We start from the raw sequence: 564 nt of genomic DNA on the forward strand, positions 1-564 counted from the left end.
CATGGCAAAAGAGAAGTTTGAGCGGACGAAACCGCACGTAAACGTAGGCACGATTGGCCACGTTGACCACGGCAAAACGACGCTGACGGCAGCGATCTGCACGGTGTTGTCCAAGGAATTTGGCGGCGAAGCGAAAGACTACTCGCAGATTGACGCTGCACCTGAAGAAAAAGCCCGTGGTATCACGATCAACACGTCGCACGTTGAGTACGAAACGAAAGAGCGTCACTACGCTCACGTTGACTGCCCGGGCCACGCTGACTACGTCAAGAACATGATCACCGGTGCCGCCCAGATGGACGGCGCAATTCTGGTGTGCTCGGCCGCTGACGGCCCCATGCCCCAGACGCGTGAGCACATCCTGCTGAGCCGCCAAGTTGGCGTGCCTTACATCATCGTGTTCCTGAACAAGGCCGACATGGTTGATGACGAAGAGCTGCTCGAGCTGGTCGAAATGGAAGTTCGCGAACTGCTGAGCAAGTACGACTTCCCCGGCGACGATACGCCTATCGTCAAGGGTTCGGCCAAGCTGGCCCTGGAAGGCGACGACGGCCCCCTGGGCAA

At 58.3% G+C, this 564-nt stretch carries 1 protein-coding gene; it reads left to right on the forward strand.

Annotation, left to right across the window (positions count from 1 at the left end; genetic code table 11):
- Position 1 precedes the first annotated feature (1 nt).
- A partial coding sequence (locus tag H0484_RS15055; protein WP_226955446.1) for a GTP-binding protein occupies positions 2-564 on the forward strand: 563 nt, incomplete at its 3' end.

Source organism: Mesopusillimonas faecipullorum, from assembly GCF_020539505.1.
In the GTDB taxonomy this organism is placed as follows: domain Bacteria; phylum Pseudomonadota; class Gammaproteobacteria; order Burkholderiales; family Burkholderiaceae_B; genus Mesopusillimonas; species Mesopusillimonas faecipullorum.